This window comes from Glycomyces artemisiae (assembly GCF_003002955.1).
Classification (GTDB): domain Bacteria; phylum Actinomycetota; class Actinomycetes; order Mycobacteriales; family Micromonosporaceae; genus Glycomyces; species Glycomyces artemisiae.
This window is the reverse complement of record NZ_PVTJ01000006.1, coordinates 1-19,874: the sequence shown is the minus strand read 5'-3', so window position 1 is coordinate 19,874 and position 19,874 is coordinate 1. Positions and strand designations below refer to the sequence as shown.

At 69.1% G+C, this 19,874-nt stretch carries 24 protein-coding genes; 17 read left to right on the top strand and 7 right to left on the bottom strand.

The genetic code is table 11. The features are described from left to right. Nucleotides 1–5 precede the first annotated feature (5 nt). Both B0I28_RS15800 and B0I28_RS15795 read left to right on the top strand, forming a co-directional pair. A complete protein-coding gene (locus B0I28_RS15800) occupies nucleotides 6–1,043 on the top strand; it encodes an ABC transporter ATP-binding protein (protein ID WP_219926796.1) in 1,038 nt (345 codons plus the stop codon). Further along, nucleotides 1,033–2,073, top strand: coding sequence for an ABC transporter ATP-binding protein (locus B0I28_RS15795; RefSeq protein WP_106364822.1), 1,041 nt, complete (start codon nucleotides 1,033–1,035; stop codon nucleotides 2,071–2,073). Before B0I28_RS15800 ends, B0I28_RS15795 begins: the two co-directional genes overlap by 11 nt. A 53-nt stretch (nucleotides 2,074–2,126) precedes the next feature. On the opposite strand, the gene B0I28_RS15790 is transcribed toward B0I28_RS15795, so the two are convergent. Next, nucleotides 2,127–2,990: a metallophosphoesterase gene (locus B0I28_RS15790; RefSeq protein WP_106364821.1), complete on the bottom strand. Its 864-nt coding sequence runs from the start codon at nucleotides 2,988–2,990 to the stop codon at nucleotides 2,127–2,129. A 16-nt stretch (nucleotides 2,991–3,006) separates the two neighbouring features. After that, entirely contained in the window at nucleotides 3,007–3,432 is a 426-nt protein-coding gene (locus tag B0I28_RS15785; protein WP_106364820.1) for a toxin-antitoxin system YwqK family antitoxin, read from the bottom strand. Between the two features lie 99 nt (nucleotides 3,433–3,531). Here B0I28_RS15785 and B0I28_RS15780 point away from each other — a divergent pair, with 99 nt between their 5' ends. Beyond that, nucleotides 3,532–4,107 carry a hypothetical protein gene (locus B0I28_RS15780; RefSeq protein WP_106364819.1) on the top strand — a complete coding sequence of 192 codons (576 nt, stop codon included), beginning with the start codon at nucleotides 3,532–3,534 and terminating at the stop codon, nucleotides 4,105–4,107. A 61-nt stretch (nucleotides 4,108–4,168) separates the two neighbouring features. On the opposite strand, the gene B0I28_RS15775 is transcribed toward B0I28_RS15780, so the two are convergent. Both B0I28_RS15775 and B0I28_RS15770 read right to left on the bottom strand, forming a co-directional pair. Continuing rightward, a complete protein-coding gene (locus tag B0I28_RS15775; protein ID WP_106364818.1) occupies nucleotides 4,169–4,771 on the bottom strand; it encodes a superoxide dismutase in 603 nt (200 codons plus the stop codon). Between the two features lie 125 nt (nucleotides 4,772–4,896). Next, complete coding sequence (locus B0I28_RS15770) at nucleotides 4,897–6,015, bottom strand: cysteine desulfurase family protein (protein ID WP_106364817.1); 1,119 nt, start codon at nucleotides 6,013–6,015, stop codon at nucleotides 4,897–4,899. Between the two features lie 142 nt (nucleotides 6,016–6,157). Between B0I28_RS15770 and ctaC the strand changes: the two genes are divergently transcribed. The 3 genes from ctaC to B0I28_RS15755 all read left to right on the top strand — a co-directional run bounded on the left by ctaC (nucleotide 6,158) and on the right by B0I28_RS15755 (nucleotide 8,149). Continuing rightward, nucleotides 6,158–7,078 carry an aa3-type cytochrome oxidase subunit II gene (gene ctaC / locus B0I28_RS15765; protein ID WP_106364816.1) on the top strand — a complete coding sequence of 307 codons (921 nt, stop codon included), beginning with the start codon at nucleotides 6,158–6,160 and terminating at the stop codon, nucleotides 7,076–7,078. A 10-nt stretch (nucleotides 7,079–7,088) separates the two neighbouring features. Further along, on the top strand, nucleotides 7,089–7,535 hold the full coding sequence (locus tag B0I28_RS15760) for a cytochrome c oxidase subunit 4 (RefSeq protein WP_106364815.1): 447 nt from the start codon (nucleotides 7,089–7,091) through the stop codon (nucleotides 7,533–7,535). Nucleotides 7,536–7,600: 65 nt separating this feature from the next. After that, the gene (locus tag B0I28_RS15755; RefSeq protein WP_219926795.1) at nucleotides 7,601–8,149 is read left to right on the top strand and encodes an NUDIX hydrolase; all 549 of its coding nucleotides are present in this window, start codon (nucleotides 7,601–7,603) and stop codon (nucleotides 8,147–8,149) included. Between the two features lie 184 nt (nucleotides 8,150–8,333). Here the strand turns inward: B0I28_RS15755 and B0I28_RS15750 are convergent, their stop codons facing one another. Both B0I28_RS15750 and B0I28_RS15745 read right to left on the bottom strand, forming a co-directional pair. After that, a complete protein-coding gene (locus B0I28_RS15750) occupies nucleotides 8,334–9,389 on the bottom strand; it encodes a hypothetical protein (protein ID WP_106364814.1) in 1,056 nt (351 codons plus the stop codon). Nucleotides 9,390–9,588: 199 nt separating this feature from the next. Then, nucleotides 9,589–10,749 carry a M48 family metalloprotease gene (locus tag B0I28_RS15745; protein ID WP_181245811.1) on the bottom strand — a complete coding sequence of 387 codons (1,161 nt, stop codon included), beginning with the start codon at nucleotides 10,747–10,749 and terminating at the stop codon, nucleotides 9,589–9,591. Between the two features lie 852 nt (nucleotides 10,750–11,601). Here B0I28_RS15745 and B0I28_RS15740 point away from each other — a divergent pair. Next, on the top strand, nucleotides 11,602–12,315 hold the full coding sequence (locus B0I28_RS15740; RefSeq protein ID WP_106364812.1) for a GntR family transcriptional regulator: 714 nt from the start codon (nucleotides 11,602–11,604) through the stop codon (nucleotides 12,313–12,315). On the opposite strand, the gene B0I28_RS15735 is transcribed toward B0I28_RS15740, so the two are convergent. After that, on the bottom strand, nucleotides 12,279–13,118 hold the full coding sequence (locus tag B0I28_RS15735) for a class I SAM-dependent methyltransferase (protein WP_245888994.1): 840 nt from the start codon (nucleotides 13,116–13,118) through the stop codon (nucleotides 12,279–12,281). The two genes, B0I28_RS15740 and B0I28_RS15735, sit on opposite strands and share 37 nt — an antisense overlap. Nucleotides 13,119–13,322: 204 nt before the next feature. Between B0I28_RS15735 and B0I28_RS15730 the strand changes: the two genes are divergently transcribed. The 10 genes from B0I28_RS15730 (at nucleotide 13,323) to B0I28_RS15680 (ending at nucleotide 19,775) form a co-directional block, all read left to right on the top strand. Further along, nucleotides 13,323–13,688, top strand: a complete 366-nt coding sequence (locus B0I28_RS15730) for a hypothetical protein (protein WP_106364810.1) — start codon at nucleotides 13,323–13,325, stop codon at nucleotides 13,686–13,688. Nucleotides 13,689–14,232: 544 nt separating this feature from the next. After that, nucleotides 14,233–14,499: a hypothetical protein gene (locus B0I28_RS15720; protein ID WP_106364808.1), complete on the top strand. Its 267-nt coding sequence runs from the start codon at nucleotides 14,233–14,235 to the stop codon at nucleotides 14,497–14,499. Next, complete coding sequence (locus B0I28_RS15715; protein WP_106364807.1) at nucleotides 14,490–14,843, top strand: hypothetical protein; 354 nt, start codon at nucleotides 14,490–14,492, stop codon at nucleotides 14,841–14,843. The genes B0I28_RS15720 and B0I28_RS15715 overlap by 10 nt, the downstream gene beginning before the upstream one ends. Nucleotides 14,844–15,088: 245 nt before the next feature. Continuing rightward, the gene (locus B0I28_RS15710; protein WP_106364806.1) at nucleotides 15,089–15,361 is read left to right on the top strand and encodes a hypothetical protein; all 273 of its coding nucleotides are present in this window, start codon (nucleotides 15,089–15,091) and stop codon (nucleotides 15,359–15,361) included. 26 nt (nucleotides 15,362–15,387) lie between these two features. Further along, complete coding sequence (locus tag B0I28_RS15705; protein WP_106364805.1) at nucleotides 15,388–15,603, top strand: hypothetical protein; 216 nt, start codon at nucleotides 15,388–15,390, stop codon at nucleotides 15,601–15,603. A gap of 121 nt (nucleotides 15,604–15,724) precedes the next feature. Next, nucleotides 15,725–17,119, top strand: coding sequence for an FtsK/SpoIIIE domain-containing protein (locus tag B0I28_RS15700; RefSeq protein WP_106364804.1), 1,395 nt, complete (start codon nucleotides 15,725–15,727; stop codon nucleotides 17,117–17,119). Nucleotides 17,120–17,149: 30 nt separating this feature from the next. Next, nucleotides 17,150–18,088 carry a hypothetical protein gene (locus B0I28_RS15695; protein WP_106364803.1) on the top strand — a complete coding sequence of 313 codons (939 nt, stop codon included), beginning with the start codon at nucleotides 17,150–17,152 and terminating at the stop codon, nucleotides 18,086–18,088. Nucleotides 18,089–18,153: 65 nt separating this feature from the next. Continuing rightward, on the top strand, nucleotides 18,154–18,651 hold the full coding sequence (locus B0I28_RS15690) for a hypothetical protein (protein WP_106364802.1): 498 nt from the start codon (nucleotides 18,154–18,156) through the stop codon (nucleotides 18,649–18,651). A 39-nt stretch (nucleotides 18,652–18,690) separates the two neighbouring features. After that, complete coding sequence (locus B0I28_RS15685; protein WP_106364801.1) at nucleotides 18,691–19,326, top strand: hypothetical protein; 636 nt, start codon at nucleotides 18,691–18,693, stop codon at nucleotides 19,324–19,326. Further along, nucleotides 19,323–19,775: a Pycsar system effector family protein gene (locus B0I28_RS15680; RefSeq protein WP_106364800.1), complete on the top strand. Its 453-nt coding sequence runs from the start codon at nucleotides 19,323–19,325 to the stop codon at nucleotides 19,773–19,775. Before B0I28_RS15685 ends, B0I28_RS15680 begins: the two co-directional genes overlap by 4 nt. The last annotated feature ends 99 nt before the right edge of the window (nucleotides 19,776–19,874 follow it).

The window sequence follows — 19,874 nt, the reverse complement described above, 5'->3', positions numbered from 1 at the left end:
CAGCGGTGGCAGAGACCGTACGCGTCATCGGCGACACCCTCCCGGGCGCCGACTTCAACTCGCCGCTGCTCGAAGTGGACGGACTGCACGTGGAGTTCCGGGTGCGAGGCGAGCGCATCCCCGCCGTGCGCGGCGCGAGCTTCACCTTGGAGCAGGGCCGCACGCTCGCCGTCGTCGGCGAGTCCGGCTCCGGGAAGTCCGTGACCTCCCAGGCGATCATGGGCATCCTCGACACCCCGCCCGCGAAGATCACCGGCGGGGCGGTGCGCCTCCACGGCGTGGACCTCCTTGAGCAGAACGAGGAGACCCGCAGGGCGGTGCGCGGCAACCACATCGCGATCGTCTTCCAGGACGCCCTGTCCGCGCTCAACCCCCTGTGGTCGGTCGGCTTCCAGATCGGCGAGCTGTTCCGCGTCCACCGCGGCACCAGCCGCAAGGAGGCCCGGCTCAAGGCGATCGAGCTGCTCGACCAGGTGGGCATCCCCGACGCGAAGAACCGCGTCGGGCACTATCCGCACCAGTTCTCCGGGGGCATGCGCCAGCGCGTGATGATCGCGATGGCGCTCGCGCTCGACCCGGAGGTCCTCATCGCCGACGAGCCGACGACGGCCCTGGACGTGACGGTGCAGGCGCAGATCATGCGGCTGCTCAAGCGCATCCAGACCGAGCGGCGCATGGGCCTGATCCTCATCACGCACGACCTCGGCGTGGTCGCCGACGTCGCGGACGAGGTGGCGGTCATGTACGCGGGCGAGGTCGTGGAGCGGGCGGGCATCCGGGACGTGTTCAAGCGCCCGGCGCACCCGTACACGAAGGCGCTGCTGCGCGCGATCCCGCGCGTGGACACGGTGGGCCAGGAGCTGGAGGTGATCGGCGGGCTGCCGCCGAACCCGGCGCGGCTGCCGGGCGGCTGCCCGTTCCACCCGCGGTGCTTCGCCGCGGAGGACAAGTGCAAGACCGAGGTGCCGCCGTGGGCCGAGCCCGCGGAGTTCCACGGCTCCCGCTGCCACTTCGCCGAGGAGGTCTACGCCGATGAACGCTGAACTGGGCCAGGCGGACCGGGGTGTCGACCCGGTCCTGGAGGCGAAGGACCTCGTGAAGCACTTCCCGATCCAGCGGGGCGTGGTCGTCAAGCGCACCGTGGGGCACGTGCAGGCCGTGGACGGCGTGGACCTGAAGCTGTACCCGGGGAAGACCCTGGGCGTGGTGGGGGAGTCGGGGTGCGGGAAGTCGACGCTCGCGAAGCTCCTGGTGGGCCTGGAGTCGCCGACGTCGGGTTCGATCAAGTTGCAGGGCAAGGAGATCGGCAACCTGTCGAACCGGCGCATGCGGCCGTTCCGGCGCGACATCCAGCTGGTGTTCCAGGACCCGTACACGTCGCTGAACCCGCGCCTGACGGTGGGCGACATCGTGGGGGAGCCGTTCGAGATCCACCCGGAGGTGGTGCCGCGGGCGAAGCGGGCCGGCGAGGTGAAGGAGCTGCTCGACATGGTCGGGCTCAGCCCCGACCACGTCAACCGCTACCCGCACCAGTTCTCGGGCGGCCAGCGCCAGCGCATCGGCATCGCCCGCGCGCTCGCGCTGCGCCCGCAGGTGCTGGTGTGCGACGAGCCGGTGTCGGCGCTGGACGTGTCGATCCAGGGGCAGGTGATCAACCTGCTCGAACGCCTTCAGAACGAGCTGGGCCTGGCGTACGTGTTCATCGCGCACGACCTGTCGGTGGTGCGGCACATCGCCGACGAGGTCGCGGTCATGTACCTGGGCAAGGTGGTCGAGCAGGGCACGGGCCCGGAGATCTACGACCATCCGAGGCACCCGTACACGCAGGCGCTGCTGTCGGCTGTGCCCGTGCCGGACCCGGACCTGCGCGGCCAGCGCGATGAGATCGTCCTGCAGGGGGATGTGCCGTCCCCGATCGATCCGCCTTCGGGCTGCCGGTTCCGCACCCGCTGCTGGAAGGCGACCGACCACTGCGCCGAGGAGGTCCCGTCCCTCGACGTGGGCGACAACGGCACACATCCGACGGCGTGCTTCTACGCCGAGGAGCGCGACGTCACGCACGCGGTGAAGTAGCCCGCTGCGGGACGGGAGGCCGGTTCCCCCCTGTCCGGCCTCCCGTCCCGCGTTCAGTCGTCGGGGCTGGTGCCCTGCAAGGCTTCCCGGAGCTGCTCGCCGCCGATCTCGGCGATCGTCGTGCCCGCTTGGAGGGTGTGGAAGACGGGGGCCGCGGGGTCGGCGAGGTCGATGAGGGTGGCCGCCGATCCGGCGACGTACCTGACGGCGTCGTCGCCGCAGGAGAGGTCGCGGCGGTTGACGACGGCGGGGCCGGTCCAGACCATGGCCGGGCCGAGCCTGCCGGCGAGCTGGAGGTGGTAGTGGCCGGTGAGGATCACGCGCACGTCGGTGCCGTCGATCGCCTCGGCGAGGTCGCCGGGGTTGATGAGCGTCGGGGGTTCCTGGATCGCGTTGGGGAACCGGATGGGCGGGTGGTGGAAGGCGAGGACGGTGCCGCGCGGGGCGGGGGCGGCGAGGAGGCCGCGGAGCCAGGCGAGCTGCGCGGTGCCGATGCGGCCGTGGACCTTCCCGGGGACGAGCGTGTCGAGGGTGACGAACCTGATGCCGTCGCGGGCGGTGGCCGCGGCCCGGTCGGGGCCGTCGACGGCGTCGACCGCGCACGGGCCGCCGGAGGGCCCGAGGTGGCCGCTGCCGAGGACCTCGGTGAAGTTCCGGCGGTCGTCGGCGTTGCCGGTGGTGAAGAGGACGGGCGCGCCGCGGTCGGCGGCGTAGGCGCCGATGAGGTCGCGGGCGAGTTCGTAAGCGCCCGTCGCGCCGTCGTCGGCGATGTCGCCGGTGACGACGACGAGGTCGATGCGGCGCAGCGGCTCCAGGTGCGCGAGGAGCCCGGCGAGCGCCGCCTTGGCGTCGATGCCGGTGCGGTGCAAGGAACCGTCGCCGGTCAGGTGCGTGTCAGAAAGGTGCAGAACCCTCATCGGATGAGGCTAGCGGTCACTTCCGCGGCCGGTGCCTCGTGGTCTTGCGGACGGTCCCGTCGGGGTTGAACGCGGTCCACTCGCCGGTCTTGCGGCCGTGGTCGTACTCGCCGCGGTCGAGGGGCGCGCCCTCGGCGGTCCAGCGCTCCCAGAGGCCGTGCTTGGCCTCGGCGTCGTCGAAGCCGCCGCGCTGGAGCAGTTCGCCGTTGGCGCGCCACCAGGTCCACCGGCCCGCGACGAGCCCGTCCTGAAAGGGCCCTTCGGATCTGAGCCGCCCGTCGTCGCCGTAGTGGCGCCACACGCCCTGGCGGCGGCCCTCGCCGTACTCGCCGACCATGTATCCGCCGTGCTGGTCCCGGTCCGACCACAGGCCGGTCTTGCGCCCCTGCGCGTCGAGCTCGTCGGGGCAGTCCTCCGGCCGCGGTGCTGTCGATTCGCCCATGCCCTCACCCTAGGCGCGCTCACGCCTGGACGGGCCGGTTCGGGCACGTCGGGCCGGGACCTCGTAGGATGGAATATCACTCGATGATCGGAGACTCCCATGTTCCGACCGCTGACCGGGCTCCCGGACCCCGCCCCGCGCCGTTCGCGGGCGGCCTTCCTGACGACGGCGGCGGTGGCGATCGTCTCGCTGGTGTGCGCGGTCGCGGTGTGGATCGCCGCGGCCGAGGCCCGCGCGGGGGCCGCCGAGGCCCTCCGGGCCCGCGGCGACGACTTCGTGGAGGTCTACCTCCTGCACCTCGACGAGATCGTCCGGTTCCGGTTCACCGACTCCGCGGTCGCGTACCTCGCCGTCGCGGTCCTGTTCGCCGCCTTGGCGGTCGCGATCCGCTTCGGTCCCCAGTGGTCGGTCCACGCCACCGTGGGCCTCAGCGCCGCGGGCACCGCGATCATCGCCTGGTTCGGCATCGCGAAGGTCGCGGGCGACCTCCCGCTCGGCGACTGGGCGAGCTACGAGCTGACCGCGCTCCTCAAGGACGCCGCCCCGTCCTGGTTCGGCCCCGCCGACCAGCTCCCGCTCCTCGCCGCCGCCGCGGGCCTCCCCCTCATCGCCGTCCTCCTCGCCGCGGAGCGCCTGCGGGCCCGCGCCGAGGACGAAGCCGACTTCACGTTCTGAGACGGGACCGGGCCGCGGCCGCCACGGGGGTGAGCGGACGCGGCCCGGAGACCGAACGGACTTACGCGGCCTTGGCCGCCTCGTAGCGCGCGGCCACGTCGCGCCAGTTCACGACCTCCCACATGGCCTTGACGAAGTCGGGGCGCACGTTCTTGTACTGGAGGTAGTACGCGTGCTCCCACGCGTCGAACGCGAGCAGCGGCACCGAGGTCTGCGCGACGTTCCCGTGGTGGTCGTAGACCTGCTCCACGATGAGCCGCTTGGAAGTCGGCTCGTACGACAGCACGCCCCAGCCGGAGCCCTGCACGAGCGTCGTCGCCGCCGAGAGCTGCCCGTGGAAGCCTTCGAACGACCCGAAGTACTCGTTGATGGCGTCGGCGAGGTCGCCCTCGGGGCGGTCCCCGCCGTCGGGGCTCATGTTCTCCCAATACAGGGAATGCAGCACGTGCCCGGAGACGTTGAACGCGAGGGTCTTCTCAAGGCCCACGATCGACGTGAAGTCGCCCTTGTCGCGCGCCTCCTCGATGCGCTCCAGGGTGTCGTTGGCGCCCTTGACGTACGCCGCGTGGTGCTTGTCGTGGTGCAGTTCGAGGATGTAGCCGTTGATGTGCGGCTCCAGCGAGCCGTAGTCGTAGGGCAGGTCCGGAAGCGTGTAGACGGTCATCGTCGCCTCTCTCTATCGCGGCAGTTCGAACACTGTTGCCACCGTTTCACAACTGCAAGTCGTTTGCAATAGAAAGCCGCACGGGTCGCCCCGTGATCCCTGTCGTCTTAGGACTTAAGTCCCGATCACCTTGCGAGGCGCCGGATCGACTCCACGATCTCCGGCAGGACCTCCAGGAACCGCTCCACCTCGGCCTCGGTCGTCTCCCGGTGCAGCGACACCCGCACGTTCCCGTGCGACAGCACCCCCATCGCCTGGAGCACGTGCGAGGGCCGCAGCCGCGTCGACGCGCACGCCGACCCCGACGACACCGCGAACCCGGCCCGGTTCAGCTCCGTCAGCAGCACCTCGCCGTCCACCCCCAGGCACGAGAACGTGACGATGTGCGGCAGCCGGTCCACCGGATCGCCCGGCAGCTCCACCTCCGGGACCGTCTCGGCGATGTGCTCCCGGATCCGGTCCGTGAGCACCCGCATCCGCGCCGACAGCTCCTCGCGCTCCGCGACGACCGCCCGCAGCGACGCCGCCGCGGCCACCGCCGCCGCCACGTCCACCTCGCCGATCGCCTCCCGGATCGACGAGTCCTCCCCGGGGAACGGATTGCGCCAGCGCACCCCGCTGCGCACCACCAGGATCCCCGCACCCGACAGGCCGCCCCACTTCCGCGCGCTCGCGGCCAGCACCGACCAGCCCTCGGGCACCGGCTCCCACGGCAGGCTCGCGGCCGCGTCGACCACGAGCGGCACCTCCGAGGAGTTCGCCGCGATCTCCGCGATCGGCTGCCGGGTCCCGACCTCGTGGTTCGCCGACTGCACGGCGAGCACCGACGCCTCCCCTTCGACCGCGGCCAGCGGATCGGGATCGACCCGCCCGAGCCGGTCCACCGGGACCACCGCCACGGTGCCCCCGCGCGCTTCATGCCACTGCGCCGCGTGCAGCACCGCCGAGTGCTCGACCGCGCTGTGGACGAGCGGGCCGGGGGCGCTGCGGGCCGCGATGACGCCGAGTACCCCGGCGTGCACGGCCTGTGTCCCGCTCGATGTGAAAGTGACCTCATCAGCACTCACGCCGAGCGAGGCCGCCGCCGACTGGCGGGCCGCCTCCAGCAGCATCCGGGACCGGCGGCCCAATGTGTACAGACGTCCGGGCCCCGCCCAGCCCTCCGACAAAGCCGCAGCATAGGCGTCGCGGGCCGCCGGATGGGGCGGCTGGGCGGTCGCGCCGTCGAAGTAGGTCTCGGTCACCGTTCCAATCTAGAAGACGCGCGTCCCCGAACCCAACCCCTTGCGCCCCGCTTCACGAGCCAAGCAGTAGGCTCTTGCCGTCAAGTCCGTGCCATGTCGCCTGCCCGGCGGCGGACGCCCGGAGCCGAGCGCTGAGAAAGGCATGAGACAGGTGGTCGGAACACCGTCCCGAGAACGTCGCGGCCGAGCCCGCCGCGCGATAGGTCTCACCGGGATCGCCGCGCTGCTCCCAATCGTCCTCGCGGGGTGCAGCCTTGACGACGCCTTCTACTTCGGCTGGCCGCGGACCCGCCCCACCACGCAGTCCGAGCAGATGTTCGACCTCTGGATCGGCTCGACGATCGCGGCCCTCGCCGTCGGCGTCATCGTGTGGGGCCTGATCTTCTGGTGCGTCGCCGCCTACAAGAAGAAGGACAGCGACACCGAGCTGCCCCGCCAGACCAAGTACAACCTCCCCGCCGAGCTCACCTTCACGGCCCTGCCGTTCGTGCTCATCGGCATCCTCTTCTACTACACGGTCGTCGTCCAGGACAACGTCACCGAGCTGAGCGAGCAGCCGCAGGCCTGCACCGAGGTCACGGCGTTCAAGTGGAACTGGCAGTTCACCTACACCGACGAGAACTGCGAGCCCCTCACCGGCGCCGACGGCCAGGCCGTCACCGAGACCGGCGACTCGGACTACATCCCGATCATCGTGGTCCCCAACGAGGACGACGTGCGCTTCGTCGGCAACGCCGAGGACGTCATCCACTCCTTCTGGGTCCCCGACCTGCTCTTCAAGCGCGACCTCATCCCCGGCAGCGAAGCGCAGACCACCCGCTGGGAGGTCGACTTCAACTCCGAGGGCACCTTCGTGGGCCGCTGCGCCGAGCTCTGCGGCGCCTACCACGCCTTCATGAACTTCGAGATGCGCGTGGTCTCCCCCGAGGACTACGAGACCTTCGTGAACGCCCGCGTCGAGGGGATGACCACCCCCGAGGCGCTGGAGCTCATCGGCCAGGACCCGTACGCGACCACCACGCACCCGTTCAACACCGACCCGGCCTCGGGCGAAGCGAGCTAGGGGACCAGCGATGAAGACCGAGAACAAGCTGTTCGCGATCGTGGCCGTCACGATGTTCATCTTCGCGGGCGGATACGGCTACTGGACCTACCTCAACGACAACCCCGCCTACGGGCACCCGGGCCAGGTCGAGTGGGTCGGCACCATCGCCCTCATCTTCTCGGGCCTCCTGACCGGCATGGTCTGGCTCGTGTTCTGGGTGATCTCCCGGCGCATCGACCCGCGCCCGGAGGACCGCCCCGACGGCGAGATCTCCGACGTCGCGGGCGAGGTCGGCTTCTTCAGCCCCGGCTCCTACTGGCCCCTGGGCCTGGCGCTCGCCGCGGTCCTCACCGGCCTCGGCCTCGTCTTCTGGCTCCCGTGGCTCATCACCGCCGGGATCGTCGCGGTTCTGTTCGCCGTCGGCGGCCTGACCTACGAGTACTACACGGGCACGCGCAAGCTCGGCCCTCAGTAGCCGCAGTGCATTGAAGGCCCGGAGCGCCACGCTCCGGGCCTTCCGCGCGTCTGTAGGGTGTGGGCGTGACTCCCTCTGTGCGGCGCCGGAAAGCGCCTCTGCTGCGGCGCTTCGTGGGCACGGTCTTCTACAGCCTCCCGCACCCGGTGCGCCGCCGGATCGTGCGGATCGCGACGCCCACGTACACGCTCGGCTCCGTCGTCCTCGTCATGGACGCGGACCGCACACGGCTCCTGATGCTCAAGCAGCCCCCGGGCAAGCGCTGGTCCCTCCCCGCGGGCCTCCTCAACCGCCGCGAGCAGCCGATCGAAGGCGCCCGCCGCGAACTGTGCGAGGAGACCGGTATCGAAGCCGACTTCGACGAACTCGTCCCCGCGACGCCCAACGCGGTGGTCCACACCAACGGCCGCTGGGTCGACAACGTCTTCCGCCTCGTCCGCGACCCCGAGACCACCGAGGTCATCGTCGACGGCCATGAAGTCTGGGACGCCGGGTGGCACCCCGCCCACGACCTCCCCGAGATGACCCGCGCGACCGCGAAGCTCCTGTCCCACTACGGACTCGGCCCCCTCGCCGAAGGCGACCCGGCCGACGAGCCCCCGGCCTCGGCCTGAACAGGTGGAACGAGATGGCCGATACGCCGGGTATCGGGCGTGAGATTTCTCAACCCCAGCTAGATCGCGCTACCTAGCGGCTGACCTGGGCATCCGTCGAGGCGTTGTAGGTCATTGTTGGTCAACAACGGTCCCTCCGGAGCGCCCCCAGCGCGCCCCGCGCCCCGATCGCGCCCCCAATCGTCTAGCAGTAGGACGCGCCGATGTCGCACGCCTGCGGGGTGTAGACCGGCGTCCCGTCGTCGCCGAGGATCGCGACGCCGTTGGCGTGGACTTCGGCGGTGATGGTCCGTGTCTCTCCGGCGGCCGTCTCGTACTCCGCGACCGCGGACCCCGGCGTCACCGTGGTGACCTCCAGGCCCCCGGTGTAGTCGGGCGCGACCTCGACGGCGGGGTACGTCTCGACGCTCCAGGGCGTGTCCGCGGGCATGATCGTCATCCAGCCGGTGTCCTCGCGCCACCCGCACGATGCGTCCGGGTACCCGCCCGCCGCGGCGCACGAATCGATGTGCGCGACCACGGCGGCGGTGACGGCGTCCTCGGCGTCGGGCTGGATGTCGGCCGACAGGACCGCGGCGACGTCCTCGCCGAGCGGCACCGCGACGGTGGTCTGTGCGTCGCTCCAGAGGCCGTCCCCGGCTGCGGTGGCGGTGTAGACCCCCGGCAGCACCAGGAGCCCGGGAGCGTCGTCCTCGTCGTCCCACTGCGCGGCTTCGGCGGTCTGGTTGACGCTCGCGGCGGCGAGCTGCACGGCACCCGCCCGCGTCGCCGACGCTCTGACCGTCGTCTCCAGGGGCGCGGGGTTGAGGCTCCAGGGCCGCGCCCATCCGGTGCCTTCGCGCGTCGCGTCCAGGTCCACCGTGTACGCCTGCCCCCCAAGCGAATAGGCGAGTGTCACGGTGGCGTGGTCCATGTCCGGGCGGCGGGTGTAGTCCTCGACCCAGCGCACCGAGGTCCCGTCTCCGGTGCCCTCCCACTGTCCCGCGGTGTCGTACTCGACGCCGACGACCTCGACGCCGGTCGGAGCCTCGTAGCCGGTGTCGAGGGCTCCGGCGGCGAGCATCGGGTGGTCGGTGGCCTCGACGCCGAGGATCGCCGCCACGGCGGGCCCGTCACCGGCTTCCAGGGCTTCGGCTAGCTCTCGGGCGGGCTGCTCGGGTGAGTACCGCGCACCCTGCACGAGGTACAGCGCGCCGACCGCAGCGAGCACGAGCACCGCCCCGGCGGCGACGGGGACCACGACACGACGCGGCAACCGCCGCCGCGCCCCTGGGGCTCGGTGCGGGATACCCGCCCGCGGTGCGGGCTCCACGGGCGCAACGGGATCAGGCGCGGCGATGGCGGCACCGCAGGAGGCACAGAACCGCGCCCCGGCGCGCGCGCCATCGTGGCGACACACCTCGGCGGCGTCCTCGGCGGTGTCGGTGTCGGGGGTGTGGTCAGTCGGCATCGGCGGGCACCTCCTGGCGTCTGAGCTGGGGAAGTTCGGTCATCGGCAGCCCGTGCCGGCCGTTTCTCGGTTGGTCTTCGGCGAGGTCGGCTGCGAGGTCGCGTCGGGGGACTCCGGCGCGCTCCAGGGCGTCTATCCGGGTCTCAGCGGGTGGGGTGGTGTCGAACGCGGTCCGCCACGTCACCACACCGGCGCCCTCGGGTGCGGGTGCGGCGGCGAGCACGTCGGCGAGCACCGCGCCCCAACCGCACTCGGCGGCGATCGCGTCGGCCTCGACCGTGGCCCGGCGCCACCAGGCCGCTTGAATCGGAACCATGATGTGCCGCACGGTGACCACGAACGGCCACAGCAGCAGATAAAGCACCAATGTCGCGGGCCTGGCCCTGGTGTTGGTCGACGGTGCCAGCAGACGGGCGGCGACTTCATACACCACGGTCAACGGCAGCGCGACCGCTTGGACCCACAGTTTGGTCACCGGATGCCCTGCACGCCAGTGGATCAACTCCCGGCCGATGCGCGCGGTCAACCGGTCGGGATCACCCGCACACTCGGCAAGGAGCGCCCGAGAGACCACCAGGTGCCGCGCATGCGCGAGGACTCCGGCGGGCCCGGCATCGGCGATCAGCACATGCGGCACCGAGGCGACTCCGAGCGTCCGGGCCGCGGCGGCGACGGCGGGCGCGAGCATGTCGGCCTCGCGCGCACTCGCCTCGCGGGCGCCACCAAAGCGTGTCAGGCGCCACCGCTCCGCGGCGACCATGACCGACGTGACGGCGGCACCGAGGACCAGGGCGGCGGCAACGTTCCCGAGCATCATGGAGAACGGCCACGTCGGATCGGCCTCGAACAACACCAGCCACGAGCCGGTCAGACCCAACCACGCGAGCGTGACCCCGGCATAGACGGCACCGATGATGAGCCCCAGCATCGCGCCGAGCTGCCACGCAATGTCAGGGATGAGGTCCGGCACCGCCACCGGCAGCGGAATCACCAGGTCCAGCAGCATCCACACCCGATCGGTAACCGGGCCGCCCAGGGGCGTTCCCGAGAAGAACCCGAGGACCGCCCCGGCGACGACGCCGACCGCGCCGAACAGCACCGCCAGGGGCACCCCGAACCACGCGCACAGGACCGCCGCCGTGGTTCCCATCGGATGCGCCTTGATCGCTGACCACAGCCACCGTCCCATCGAGGCCGCCGCCGGACGACCCGCCCACCGTCGCCCCGCCACCGGCTCTGGCGCCATCTCTCCAGTGAGCGAGGTCCGACACCACGGGCAGGCCATGACCGTGCCCGGCGGGAGCTTTCGGCCGCATTGGTCACAGAATGTCATGCCGCAGTATTACGCACAATTGCCACAACCGCTACACCTGACGCAATGGGCCTGTCTCAGAACGGACTTGCCACCTTGCCGCAGCCGACGCTTGCGGCGGCAAGTAGCGCAATTGGTCCCTTCGGTGGTGACGCTGACCGCCACGGCCTCGACCAAGGGGGCCCGGACGCCGTTCGTGTCGGTCCTGCTCGGATCGGGCCCGGAGTCTCGCGCAATTCATACGTACGTATGTTCGAAGATCGCGACACTCCCCACAATCTCGCTGTCGCTGCCCTGGCGCCCCTGCGCCCACCCGGCTCGTAGTCGTGGCGATGGCGGCCGGTTCGCGCGCCTGGTCCGCCTCGCTGGCGCCCGCCGCCGCACAGGGACCGGCCGAAGGCCGCATGCCCTGGGCGGGCGGCGCGCGCCAGGCGCGCGCAGCGCGCCCTTGATGACGTATAGAAAGTTTGAACCGGTGGAGCTTGGTCGACGCCGGACGATCGAGCCAGACGGAACGTCGAGCGGAGAGGAAGGCGAGCAATGACGATTGGGCGCAGTGGGACAAGGGGAGAAAAGATCGCATTAGGCGGGTAATGGGAGAGTTGAACGTAACTAGACTCGGGGGTTCCTTGTGTATACTAAGCTGTGTATACTGAGATAGCAACCGAAACTAGAAAGGGGGTTGCAAAGATGGCTGAATCCGCATACGTGGATATGTCTGCGGACCTTGCTAGCAAAATCCGAAGCGGTGAGTATCCGCCTGGGCTTCGGCTCCCGAGCTACAGCGATCTTGAGGCAGCATACGGAGTGTCGAACATCGTTGTTCGTCGCGCGATCGACTTGCTGGAGCTTCAGGGGCTGGTAAAAAGGATGCCTCGAAAGGGCGTTTTCGTTTCTAGCCAGACGAGGCTCATTCGCGTTTCTCCTGAGCGCCAGATGGAAAGCGCGGAGGAGACTTACCGTCACGAATCGAACGGTAACATCAAGGTGGAGCGCGAAGTCAACGACATCCTCGCGAGCCCTTGGTTGCGCGACGAGTTCAAGCTCTCCGAGGGAGACGCCGTGACGCACACGGTCACGAGGGCGTCGGATGATGGTAAGCCCGCATCCATTTCGGATACGTATCAACCCATTGGCCGGAATGGCACGGATGGAGCCTACTGGCTGGAAGAGACGTGGAGGGATGACATGGCAAATCCCGTACATCGCGCTTGGTTGGGAGTCGGTATCGGCACACTGGTGAAGAAGGTTCACCAGCGATGGAGTACGCGCGACGGACAAACACTGATGGTTTCGGACGTGTCGTATCCGCCGGATCGCTACGACGCGTTCGTGTTTCGAATGGCGCTTGGTCCGATAGACAGCGATCAGTTCAGGGACCCGGACTTCCGAACCCAAAACTGAGCTTGGTCGTTCAAGTTCCACCAAGAGACAAATTCATCATCTGTGGACTCTAGGTCCCAGGAATCCGATAGGGCGGAAAAGAACTGGTGGTCACCGGTCTTTCCGCCCTTTGGCTCGCCCACGTAGATGAGCCTGCTACCTCCCGAGTTCACGAAATCGTCAAGGGATTCGGACGACATGGTGTTACCCCATCCAGGAGGCCAGCAGAGGAACAGCACGGCGTCGGTGGCGTCAAGGGCAAGCTGGCTTAGGCGTCCAGCCTTCTCCACCTCGTGCCATGTTTGTGGCTGCCGACCTGGAGGCGAGAACGAGGCATTGTCGGCGGCGTCCGGAGGTTCGACATCGAACGCGAGGACATCGATGCCTTGCGACCGCATCTGATGTGCCCAGTACCCTCTTCCGGCTCCGGCCTCGATTACCTTGCGCCCCTGTGTGATTGCTCGAATCCAGGAAATCGTCTCGGGTGATGGAACGGCATACGCGAACGCCTCCTGGAGGACGGTCTGCGCGAACCCAAGCCGAGGGCTGCCGTCCGGCGAGCCGCCATTTAGGACCCGGCGGCCCTCGATCCGCGACACCAGTGGCGAAACGATGGACCAATAGGGGTCTGTTGGTGCGGCTGCCGACATGTAGTGAAGGAAGCGAAGCTCGAAGGACGCGTCTACCTCGTCGTTCCCCGTGCCAGCAAGAAACGGAGCCGTCTCCGAGTAGCGGGCAAGCAAGGGGTACTCGGTTTTCATTCGCTCTGGCTCATCCAGCAGTTGGAGTAGCTCCTGTCGGCGCTGCGGGGAAAGCTCAAGCATGGGTGCCATTTTGGCCTAACTGTCGCCTTCGGGCAAATCGGGGTCACCGAACGCCCAAACATGTGAGCTGCTTCACACAATCTGTGTATACCCAGAGGCTTGCTAGGTATACACAGATGGGTATACGCTAGTGGGTATACACACCGAATCGACGGTGGCTCTCCGGGAAGGTCCTGGTGAGGGCAACGGAAAGAGGTTCTACACATGCTTCAGAAGCTCCCGATCAACCTGACTGGCTACTCGCTCATGGTCACTGAGATGCCTGAGCTGAAGATGTTCGAGAAGGACGGCCAGATGGTGACCGCGAAGACTTTCGACACGGATGAGCCCATCTACGTGGTCAGCGTCTTCGCGAAGCCGCTCCAGAAGTCCGCGTTCGGCAAGCGGCTCAAGGGCGAAGAGATCAAGGTGGAGTTCACCCGCGAGCCGGACCAGGAGTTCGACGAGGGCATGTACATCCAGCTCGATCGCGCTTCGGTCTCGGTTTCGGAGTTCACCAACGACAAGGGCCGGACCTTCGTCTCGCAGAAGTTCCAGGCTGAGGGCCTGGTTCCTGCGCCCAAGGGCTAGCGGCTGGCGCTGCTTGGTGGCCCTTCCCCCGGGTTTTGACGGGGCGGCCGGTTTGAGTCCGGCGAGGGCGCGAGACCGGTGAGGTGCGGTCGGCGCTGACGGGATGTCGCGCGGGTCCCTTCGCTGGTGAGTTGTCACTGAATTCAACAGGGTGTTTGAGCTTGCCTTTTTCCGGGCTGACTCGCCGTCCGCAATAGACACATCGTGTCGCGGTCGCCGGGTTCATTCCTCCACGGGCGCAAGGAAAGGAGACGCATCTCCGTGGGGGTTTGTGCACGTCGAACGTCGATGTGCGGGTCACAGGGAAAGAGGTGGAAATGCTTTCAATCGAGACGCGGGATTGTCCCGTGGCTTCAGAATGCGCCTCCTGTGGACGGCGGCGCAAGCTCACGGTCCGCGAGGTCGAGACGGACGCGGGCGCGGCCTGTGTCACCGTCTGCGAGTCCTGCGCCGACCGCGGCGAGCTGCCGCCGGTCAGTCCGTTCGTCGCGCCGATGTGCGTCGAGGCGCACCGCGCCCATCTCGGGCTTGCGGGGGTGAGGTCGTGATCGATCGCGGGACGCTGGACTGCCCCGTCGATGACGAGTGCGCTTCCTGCTCGAAGGGAGGCGACCTCGCCGTCTACGAGGCCGACACCGTCGTCGGCGTCATCTGCCTGACGTTGTGCGAGCGGTGCGCTGATCGTGGTGAACTGCCGCGGATTTCGGTCGGCGGCGGCGCACGGATGGTCTTGGAGCACTGCGAGCACCGCGGCGTTGACCTCGACTACGACGTTCGTCGGCGCGAGGCCGAGGAGGAGCGGTGGCGGTAGCTGCCGCCGAAGTAGCGCGCATCGTCGCCGGTCGCGACCCTGCCGAGGTTGATGCGCTGTTCCGGCGGGCCCTCGCTGAGGTGCTGCCCGCCGGGACGGTGCAACCGCGGTGGATCGCCGGTCGCGAGCTGACCGGGGTGTTCGAGGGGTTCGGGGCGGTGCGGGACTTCGCGGACTGGTGCGAGGCCACGGGCGCTGACCCTGGGTTCGAGTTCGGTCCGCCCCCGGAAGTCATCTTGTACGCCCGGCACCTGCTGGCCGGGCACACGGTCCATGTCGAGTGCGTCGCCGATCAGCGCGAGGCCGAGACCTGGTTCCGGCTCAATCCGGACGGCCTGTTGTGAAGGGCCGCAACAACACAGAGAGGAGGTGAGCGTGGATGGAACTGTTCGTGGTGGTGCTGTGTCTGGCGCTGCTGGCGTCGCTGTCGCTGAACGTCTGGTTCATCCGCCGGGCGTGGGCGCGGTTCATCTTTCGCGCCTAGACGCCGCGGTGGCGTCATTCCCCCATCGACCCGGACGCCGGGTGGTGGGGGTTTGTGGTCACCGACCGGTGCCCAGTCCGGCGAGACAACTGGAGGTCAACGCCGATGGAAAAGATCGACTGGCTCGGGATCAACGCCCGATCCGCCAAGAAGTACGCCGCCCTCATGGGCAACCTCGACGGCGTCCGCTTCGTCCTCGAAGACATCGACAAGGCGATCGTGGACTACGTCCCGGAGAACACCTCGGGCGCCTGGCAGGCGATCGAAAAGGAGGTCCTCAAGCAGGCCCTCCAGGCGGTCTACGAGGACCTCGCGTCGCTGCGGGTCGCCATCGTCCGCCACGAATCGCAGCTCAAGACCTGGGAGTGGAGCCTGTAGGGCTCCCGGAGAGAAAGGAACCACCAATGGCACTGACGCAGAACAAGGTCGAGGAACTCAACGGGGCCCTCGACCTCGCCATGTCCAACCTGCGCGACTCGATGAAGAAGGTCCCCGATCGGGGGCTGGGACTCAACGCCGCGCACCGCCGGTTCGTCGGCTCCGCCGCGGTCCTGTCGGTCCTGCTCGATGAGGCGGCCCGGTTCAACCCGGACGGGGACGATCTCCTGAGCTTCCTCTAGCGCTTCGGCCGGTCTGATCCCCCCTCGGGACACGGGGTCCGAGGGGGCGGTCACATCCGCCGAATCGAACGAATCCTTAACGCACGCAACGAATCACGCCGATAGGCGGGAGGTATCTGTCATGTCCGAAAACCACTCGAAGTCCAAGCGCAAGACCGGTCGCGAATGGCGCGCCGCCGCCTGGGCCGCCCGGCACCCGCTCATCTCGACCGGGGTCCCTGCCCTTGGCTACGCCGCCGCGACCGCTCCCGAGCTGTCCGCCGCGGTCGCCGGAACCGGCCTCGCCGCGGCCATCGCCTGGGGCCGGGCCCACCCCGACTCCTTCGATCACCTGGTCCTGCCCCACCTGCGCAACGTCCGGCGGCGGTGGCTGTCGACCACCTACACCGGCCCCGGCTGGCGGCGGAACATGCGCGAGGCGAACTTGGTCCGCGAGCACCCCTCGACTGGCGAGCTGCTGGTGCCGCGGATTCTGCGCCTGCGGTCCTACTCCGCGGCCGTGGAGACGGTGTGGGTCAAGACCTTGAAGGGCCAGACCCTCAAACACTGGATCGACGCCGCCGAAGTGCTCGCCGCGTGCTTCAATGCCGAGCGGGTCACCGTCGAGAAGATCGCCCCGACCAGGGTCGCCCTGGTCGTGCAGCGGCGCGAGCCGTTCACGTACACGATCCCCGCCCCGGCGATCCCGGCCACGGTCGAGGAGGTCGACCTGGGCTCGGTCCACTTCGGCTACGACGAGTTCGGTCGCGAATGGACTGAATCGGTGGTCAACAACCACCTCCTCGTCGCGGGCGCGTCAGGCTCGGGCAAGAACTCGGTGCTGTGGGCGCCGCTGTTCACGCTCGCGCCGATGATCGCGGCGGGCTCGGTCCGGCTGTGGCTGTGCGACCCCAAGCAGGTCGAGTTGAACGTGGCCGCCCCGATCGCCTACCGGTACGCCTCCGGCGAGGAAGCGTCCGCCGAAGTCGTCTCCGAGTTCCTCGAAGACCAGCAGGCCACGCAGGCGAAACTCCACGAACAGGGCCTGCGGAAGTTCACCCCGAGCGTGGAAACGCCGCTGAACATCCTCATCGTGGATGAGCTGGGCGCGGTCCTGGCCTACGCCTCGGACCGGATGCGCATGGCCCGCAACCGGCAGGGCATGGCGCTCGTCGGCTCCCAGGGGCGCGCGACCGGCCACCTGATGTGGGGCGCGGTCCAGGAGCCCACGAAGGACACCGTCCCGGTCCGCGACCTGTTCACGCTCCGGGTGTGCCTGCGGGTCACCGCGGCCGTCCACCCCGAGATGGTGCTCGGCGACGGCGCCCGCACCCGCGGGGCCCTCGCGGACGAGATTCCGAACGTCGGCGAGACGGCGGGCATCGGCTTCAAGGTGGTCGAGCGCACCCGCACCCCCGTCCGCGTCCGCGCCGCGTTCGCCACTGACGAGGACCTGAAGGCCCTCGTCAAGTTCGTGCTCGATGAGCGCGCCGAATCCGATGAGCAGGGCGGCGCGCACCTGCGCCTCGTCGCCTGAGCCATGACCGAGAAAGGAGGGGCAACCCTCATGGCTGCAACGAAACAGAGCATCAAGAAGACGACCGGCGACGAGGACGAGGAAGAGGCCAAGAAGGTCCAGAAGCTGCGCAAGCGGCTCGGGGTCGCCCGGCAGGTCCACGCCATCGCCGACGACCCGTACCTGAAGGTCGTGGAACTGGACGCGCTCCGCTCCTCGATCACCGGGGCGCTGTGGTTCTTCCTCTCGGTCGGCCTGGCCTACACCACGGTCGGCGTCCAGCGGTTCATCGCCCACGGCGCCTCGATCACCGATCCGATGTGGTGGGGCGCCTGGGCCGTCGAGCCCGCTCTCGCCGGGATGCTCATCACCGTGCTCCGGTGGGAGGCGGCGATGCTCATCCGCGGCATCCGCATCGAGTCCCGGTGGGTCTCGATCACGAAGTGGGCGCTGCTGCTGTCCACGCTGGTGATGAACGTGCTCTCCTCGATCGGCGGGGCGGTCGTGGAGGTCGTCCTGCACGTCATCTTCCCGGCGCTCGTGTTCTGCCTCGCCGAGGTCATGCCCGTGGTGCAAGACCGGTTCGGGCGGGCACGGGCGAAGATCCTGGCCGAAATCGCCGCGCACCTCGCCGCCGAAGAGGCCGAACGCGAGGCCGACCAGGCGAAAGACGCTCCGGCAGTGACGGCGCCGGCCGTTTCCTCGCCGGTCACCGTCGCCGACTTCGCCGAGGACTTCGACCGGGCTCCGGCGGCGGTCTCCCCGGCCCTGCCGCCGGTCGCGCCGCGGTCGCCGGAGCCGACGCCGCCGGTCAACCTGCCGCGCCCGAAGCTCCCCACCGCCGTGGCTCACACCGTCGAATCCCGCGCCGCCGAACTCGCCGCCGCCGGACGGGCCATCACCGCCGCCGATGTCCAGGCCCTCATCGCCCTGCCCGCCGCCATGGCCGAGCAGGCCGCGAAGTACTACGCCGCCGCACACCCGGCGTAGACCCGACCGCCGGGCGGGAGCCGCTGACCCGCTCCCGCCCGGCCCTGATCCAGAAAGGACAACCTATGTCGAAGTACAGCTTCGGCGAATCCGGAAACGTCACCATCGGCGCGGTCAACCCGGCCGGGCCGGTCACCATCGGCGCCATCGGCGAGGGCGCTACCAGTCACTTCCACGGCGCACCGCCGCCGCGCACCCCGGCCCCGCCGCCGACCGGCCCTGCCGCCTCCGGCAAGCACGGCCGCCCGGCGAAGCTCCGCGGCCTGCTCGTGGGCCTCACCGACGAGGTCTTGTGCTCCAGGGTCGAGGACGACACGGCCAACCTCATCGACTGGGCCGCCGAACCCGGGCCGGGCGATGACCTGTGGTCGCACGAGGTGTGGGTTGAGTCCAGCCCCCGCGGTCACGACCTGACCCTCTACTACAAGGCCCGCCCCCACTTCATCGACGCGGCGCCCTTCATCGACGCGCGCGGCGGCCTCCGCTCCTGGGAGTTCGCCGGGTTCACCGCGCAGCGGATCACCCGCCTCGCCGCCGCCGACCCCACCCCCTACGTCCGGTAACCCGCTATGCCCCAACCACATCCGCGAAAGGAACCCATCATGGTCTATCCCGTGATCTACACCGGCCTCCCGGACCTCCGTGAGGCCATCCGCGACGAGTTCGAGTCCAACCACTACGAGTTCATCGCCCCCGAGACCCCCGAGGCTGCCGCGGCCATCGCCTCTGCCGAGTACGCCGCCATCACCTACCACGGCGGCGACACCGCCCACATCGAGGACTTCCCCGGCACGCTGCCGATGACTGTCACGCTCCCGATCGGGCCCGGCGGCGCCATTGACGGCAAGCTGGCCGCCATGCTCATCCGCGCCCATCTCGAAGGCTGGGGCGACCTGGGCATCCGCGACATCGAGGGCCGCGTTGCCAAGTACCGCAAGACCCACCGCCACCGCAACCGCCACTACCTCTACGGCGACCCGATCGCGGTCCACATGATCCGCGAGCACCTGCACCACCAGGGCGCCAAGCTCACCCTCGACCACTCCGCGATCCCCGCCATGCGGGCCGACGGCACGGCCTTCACCGAGGTCTATGTCTCTGCCGACACCGTCAAGGTCCAGCTCCATCCCGAAGGCGCCGTGACCATCTTCGACATCGACACCACCGACCCGACCGTGACCGACTGGGCCGCCGCCGCCCGCCGCATCATCGCCATCAGCGAAGGCGACGACGCATGAACCTGCCCCCCAAGGTCATGACCGATCTGGCCTCCCACGGAAGGAAGTCCCGCGATCTGACCGTATTGGCTGACACCAAGGCGCAGACGCTCGCTTCCGGGCTCGTGCCCTCGATCGCCGCCAGCGTCGCTGCGGGCGCGTTCGCTGACCTCCACGGCCCTGCGGCCGTCACCGGGGCCACCGCCGCCTTTGTTGCGGCCCTTGCCGTCGCCCTGCTTGGGGTCGTCCTGTGGCCCCGCACGGACCCCACCGCTAGACCCTCGACTCCGGCGCAACTCATCGAATCGCTCACCAACAAAACGACGGACGTGAACAGCGCCGCCGCTGAGGCGTTCCGCATCGAGCGCATCGCCGCTCTCAAGTTCCGGTGGCTCCGCACCGCTATGGCGCTGACCGGCGTCGCCGGACTCCTGGCTCTCGCCACGGTCCTGCTCGCCGTCACTGCCTGAGCCACAACCGATCCCGCACGCGAAAGCCCGGACCAGCTAGACCCTGGTCCGGGCTTTGTGCTCTCCGCTAGCAGAAAGCAGGAAACGACCTTGAACTCT

Bases quoted from the DNA above. Each gene is read 5' to 3' on its own strand.
- B0I28_RS15760 (WP_106364815.1), top strand. From the start codon at position 7,089: ATGAAGACCGAGAACAAGCTGTTCGCGATCGTGGCCGTCACGATGTTC.
- B0I28_RS15785 (WP_106364820.1), bottom strand. From the start codon at position 3,432: ATGGGCGAATCGACAGCACCGCGGCCGGAGGACTGCCCCGACGAGCTC.
- B0I28_RS15740 (WP_106364812.1), top strand. From the start codon at position 11,602: ATGGCTGAATCCGCATACGTGGATATGTCTGCGGACCTTGCTAGCAAA.
- B0I28_RS15690 (WP_106364802.1), top strand. From the start codon at position 18,154: ATGTCGAAGTACAGCTTCGGCGAATCCGGAAACGTCACCATCGGCGCG.
- B0I28_RS15695 (WP_106364803.1), top strand. From the start codon at position 17,150: ATGGCTGCAACGAAACAGAGCATCAAGAAGACGACCGGCGACGAGGAC.
- B0I28_RS15730 (WP_106364810.1), top strand. From the start codon at position 13,323: ATGCTTCAGAAGCTCCCGATCAACCTGACTGGCTACTCGCTCATGGTC.
- B0I28_RS15735 (WP_245888994.1), bottom strand. From the start codon at position 13,118: ATGCTTGAGCTTTCCCCGCAGCGCCGACAGGAGCTACTCCAACTGCTG.
- B0I28_RS15680 (WP_106364800.1), top strand. From the start codon at position 19,323: ATGAACCTGCCCCCCAAGGTCATGACCGATCTGGCCTCCCACGGAAGG.
- B0I28_RS15790 (WP_106364821.1), bottom strand. From the start codon at position 2,990: ATGAGGGTTCTGCACCTTTCTGACACGCACCTGACCGGCGACGGTTCC.
- ctaC (WP_106364816.1), top strand. From the start codon at position 6,158: ATGAGACAGGTGGTCGGAACACCGTCCCGAGAACGTCGCGGCCGAGCC.
- B0I28_RS15710 (WP_106364806.1), top strand. From the start codon at position 15,089: ATGGAAAAGATCGACTGGCTCGGGATCAACGCCCGATCCGCCAAGAAG.
- B0I28_RS15795 (WP_106364822.1), top strand. From the start codon at position 1,033: ATGAACGCTGAACTGGGCCAGGCGGACCGGGGTGTCGACCCGGTCCTG.
- B0I28_RS15685 (WP_106364801.1), top strand. From the start codon at position 18,691: ATGGTCTATCCCGTGATCTACACCGGCCTCCCGGACCTCCGTGAGGCC.
- B0I28_RS15745 (WP_181245811.1), bottom strand. From the start codon at position 10,749: ATGGGAACCACGGCGGCGGTCCTGTGCGCGTGGTTCGGGGTGCCCCTG.
- B0I28_RS15700 (WP_106364804.1), top strand. From the start codon at position 15,725: ATGTCCGAAAACCACTCGAAGTCCAAGCGCAAGACCGGTCGCGAATGG.
- B0I28_RS15775 (WP_106364818.1), bottom strand. From the start codon at position 4,771: ATGACCGTCTACACGCTTCCGGACCTGCCCTACGACTACGGCTCGCTG.
- B0I28_RS15705 (WP_106364805.1), top strand. From the start codon at position 15,388: ATGGCACTGACGCAGAACAAGGTCGAGGAACTCAACGGGGCCCTCGAC.
- B0I28_RS15780 (WP_106364819.1), top strand. From the start codon at position 3,532: ATGTTCCGACCGCTGACCGGGCTCCCGGACCCCGCCCCGCGCCGTTCG.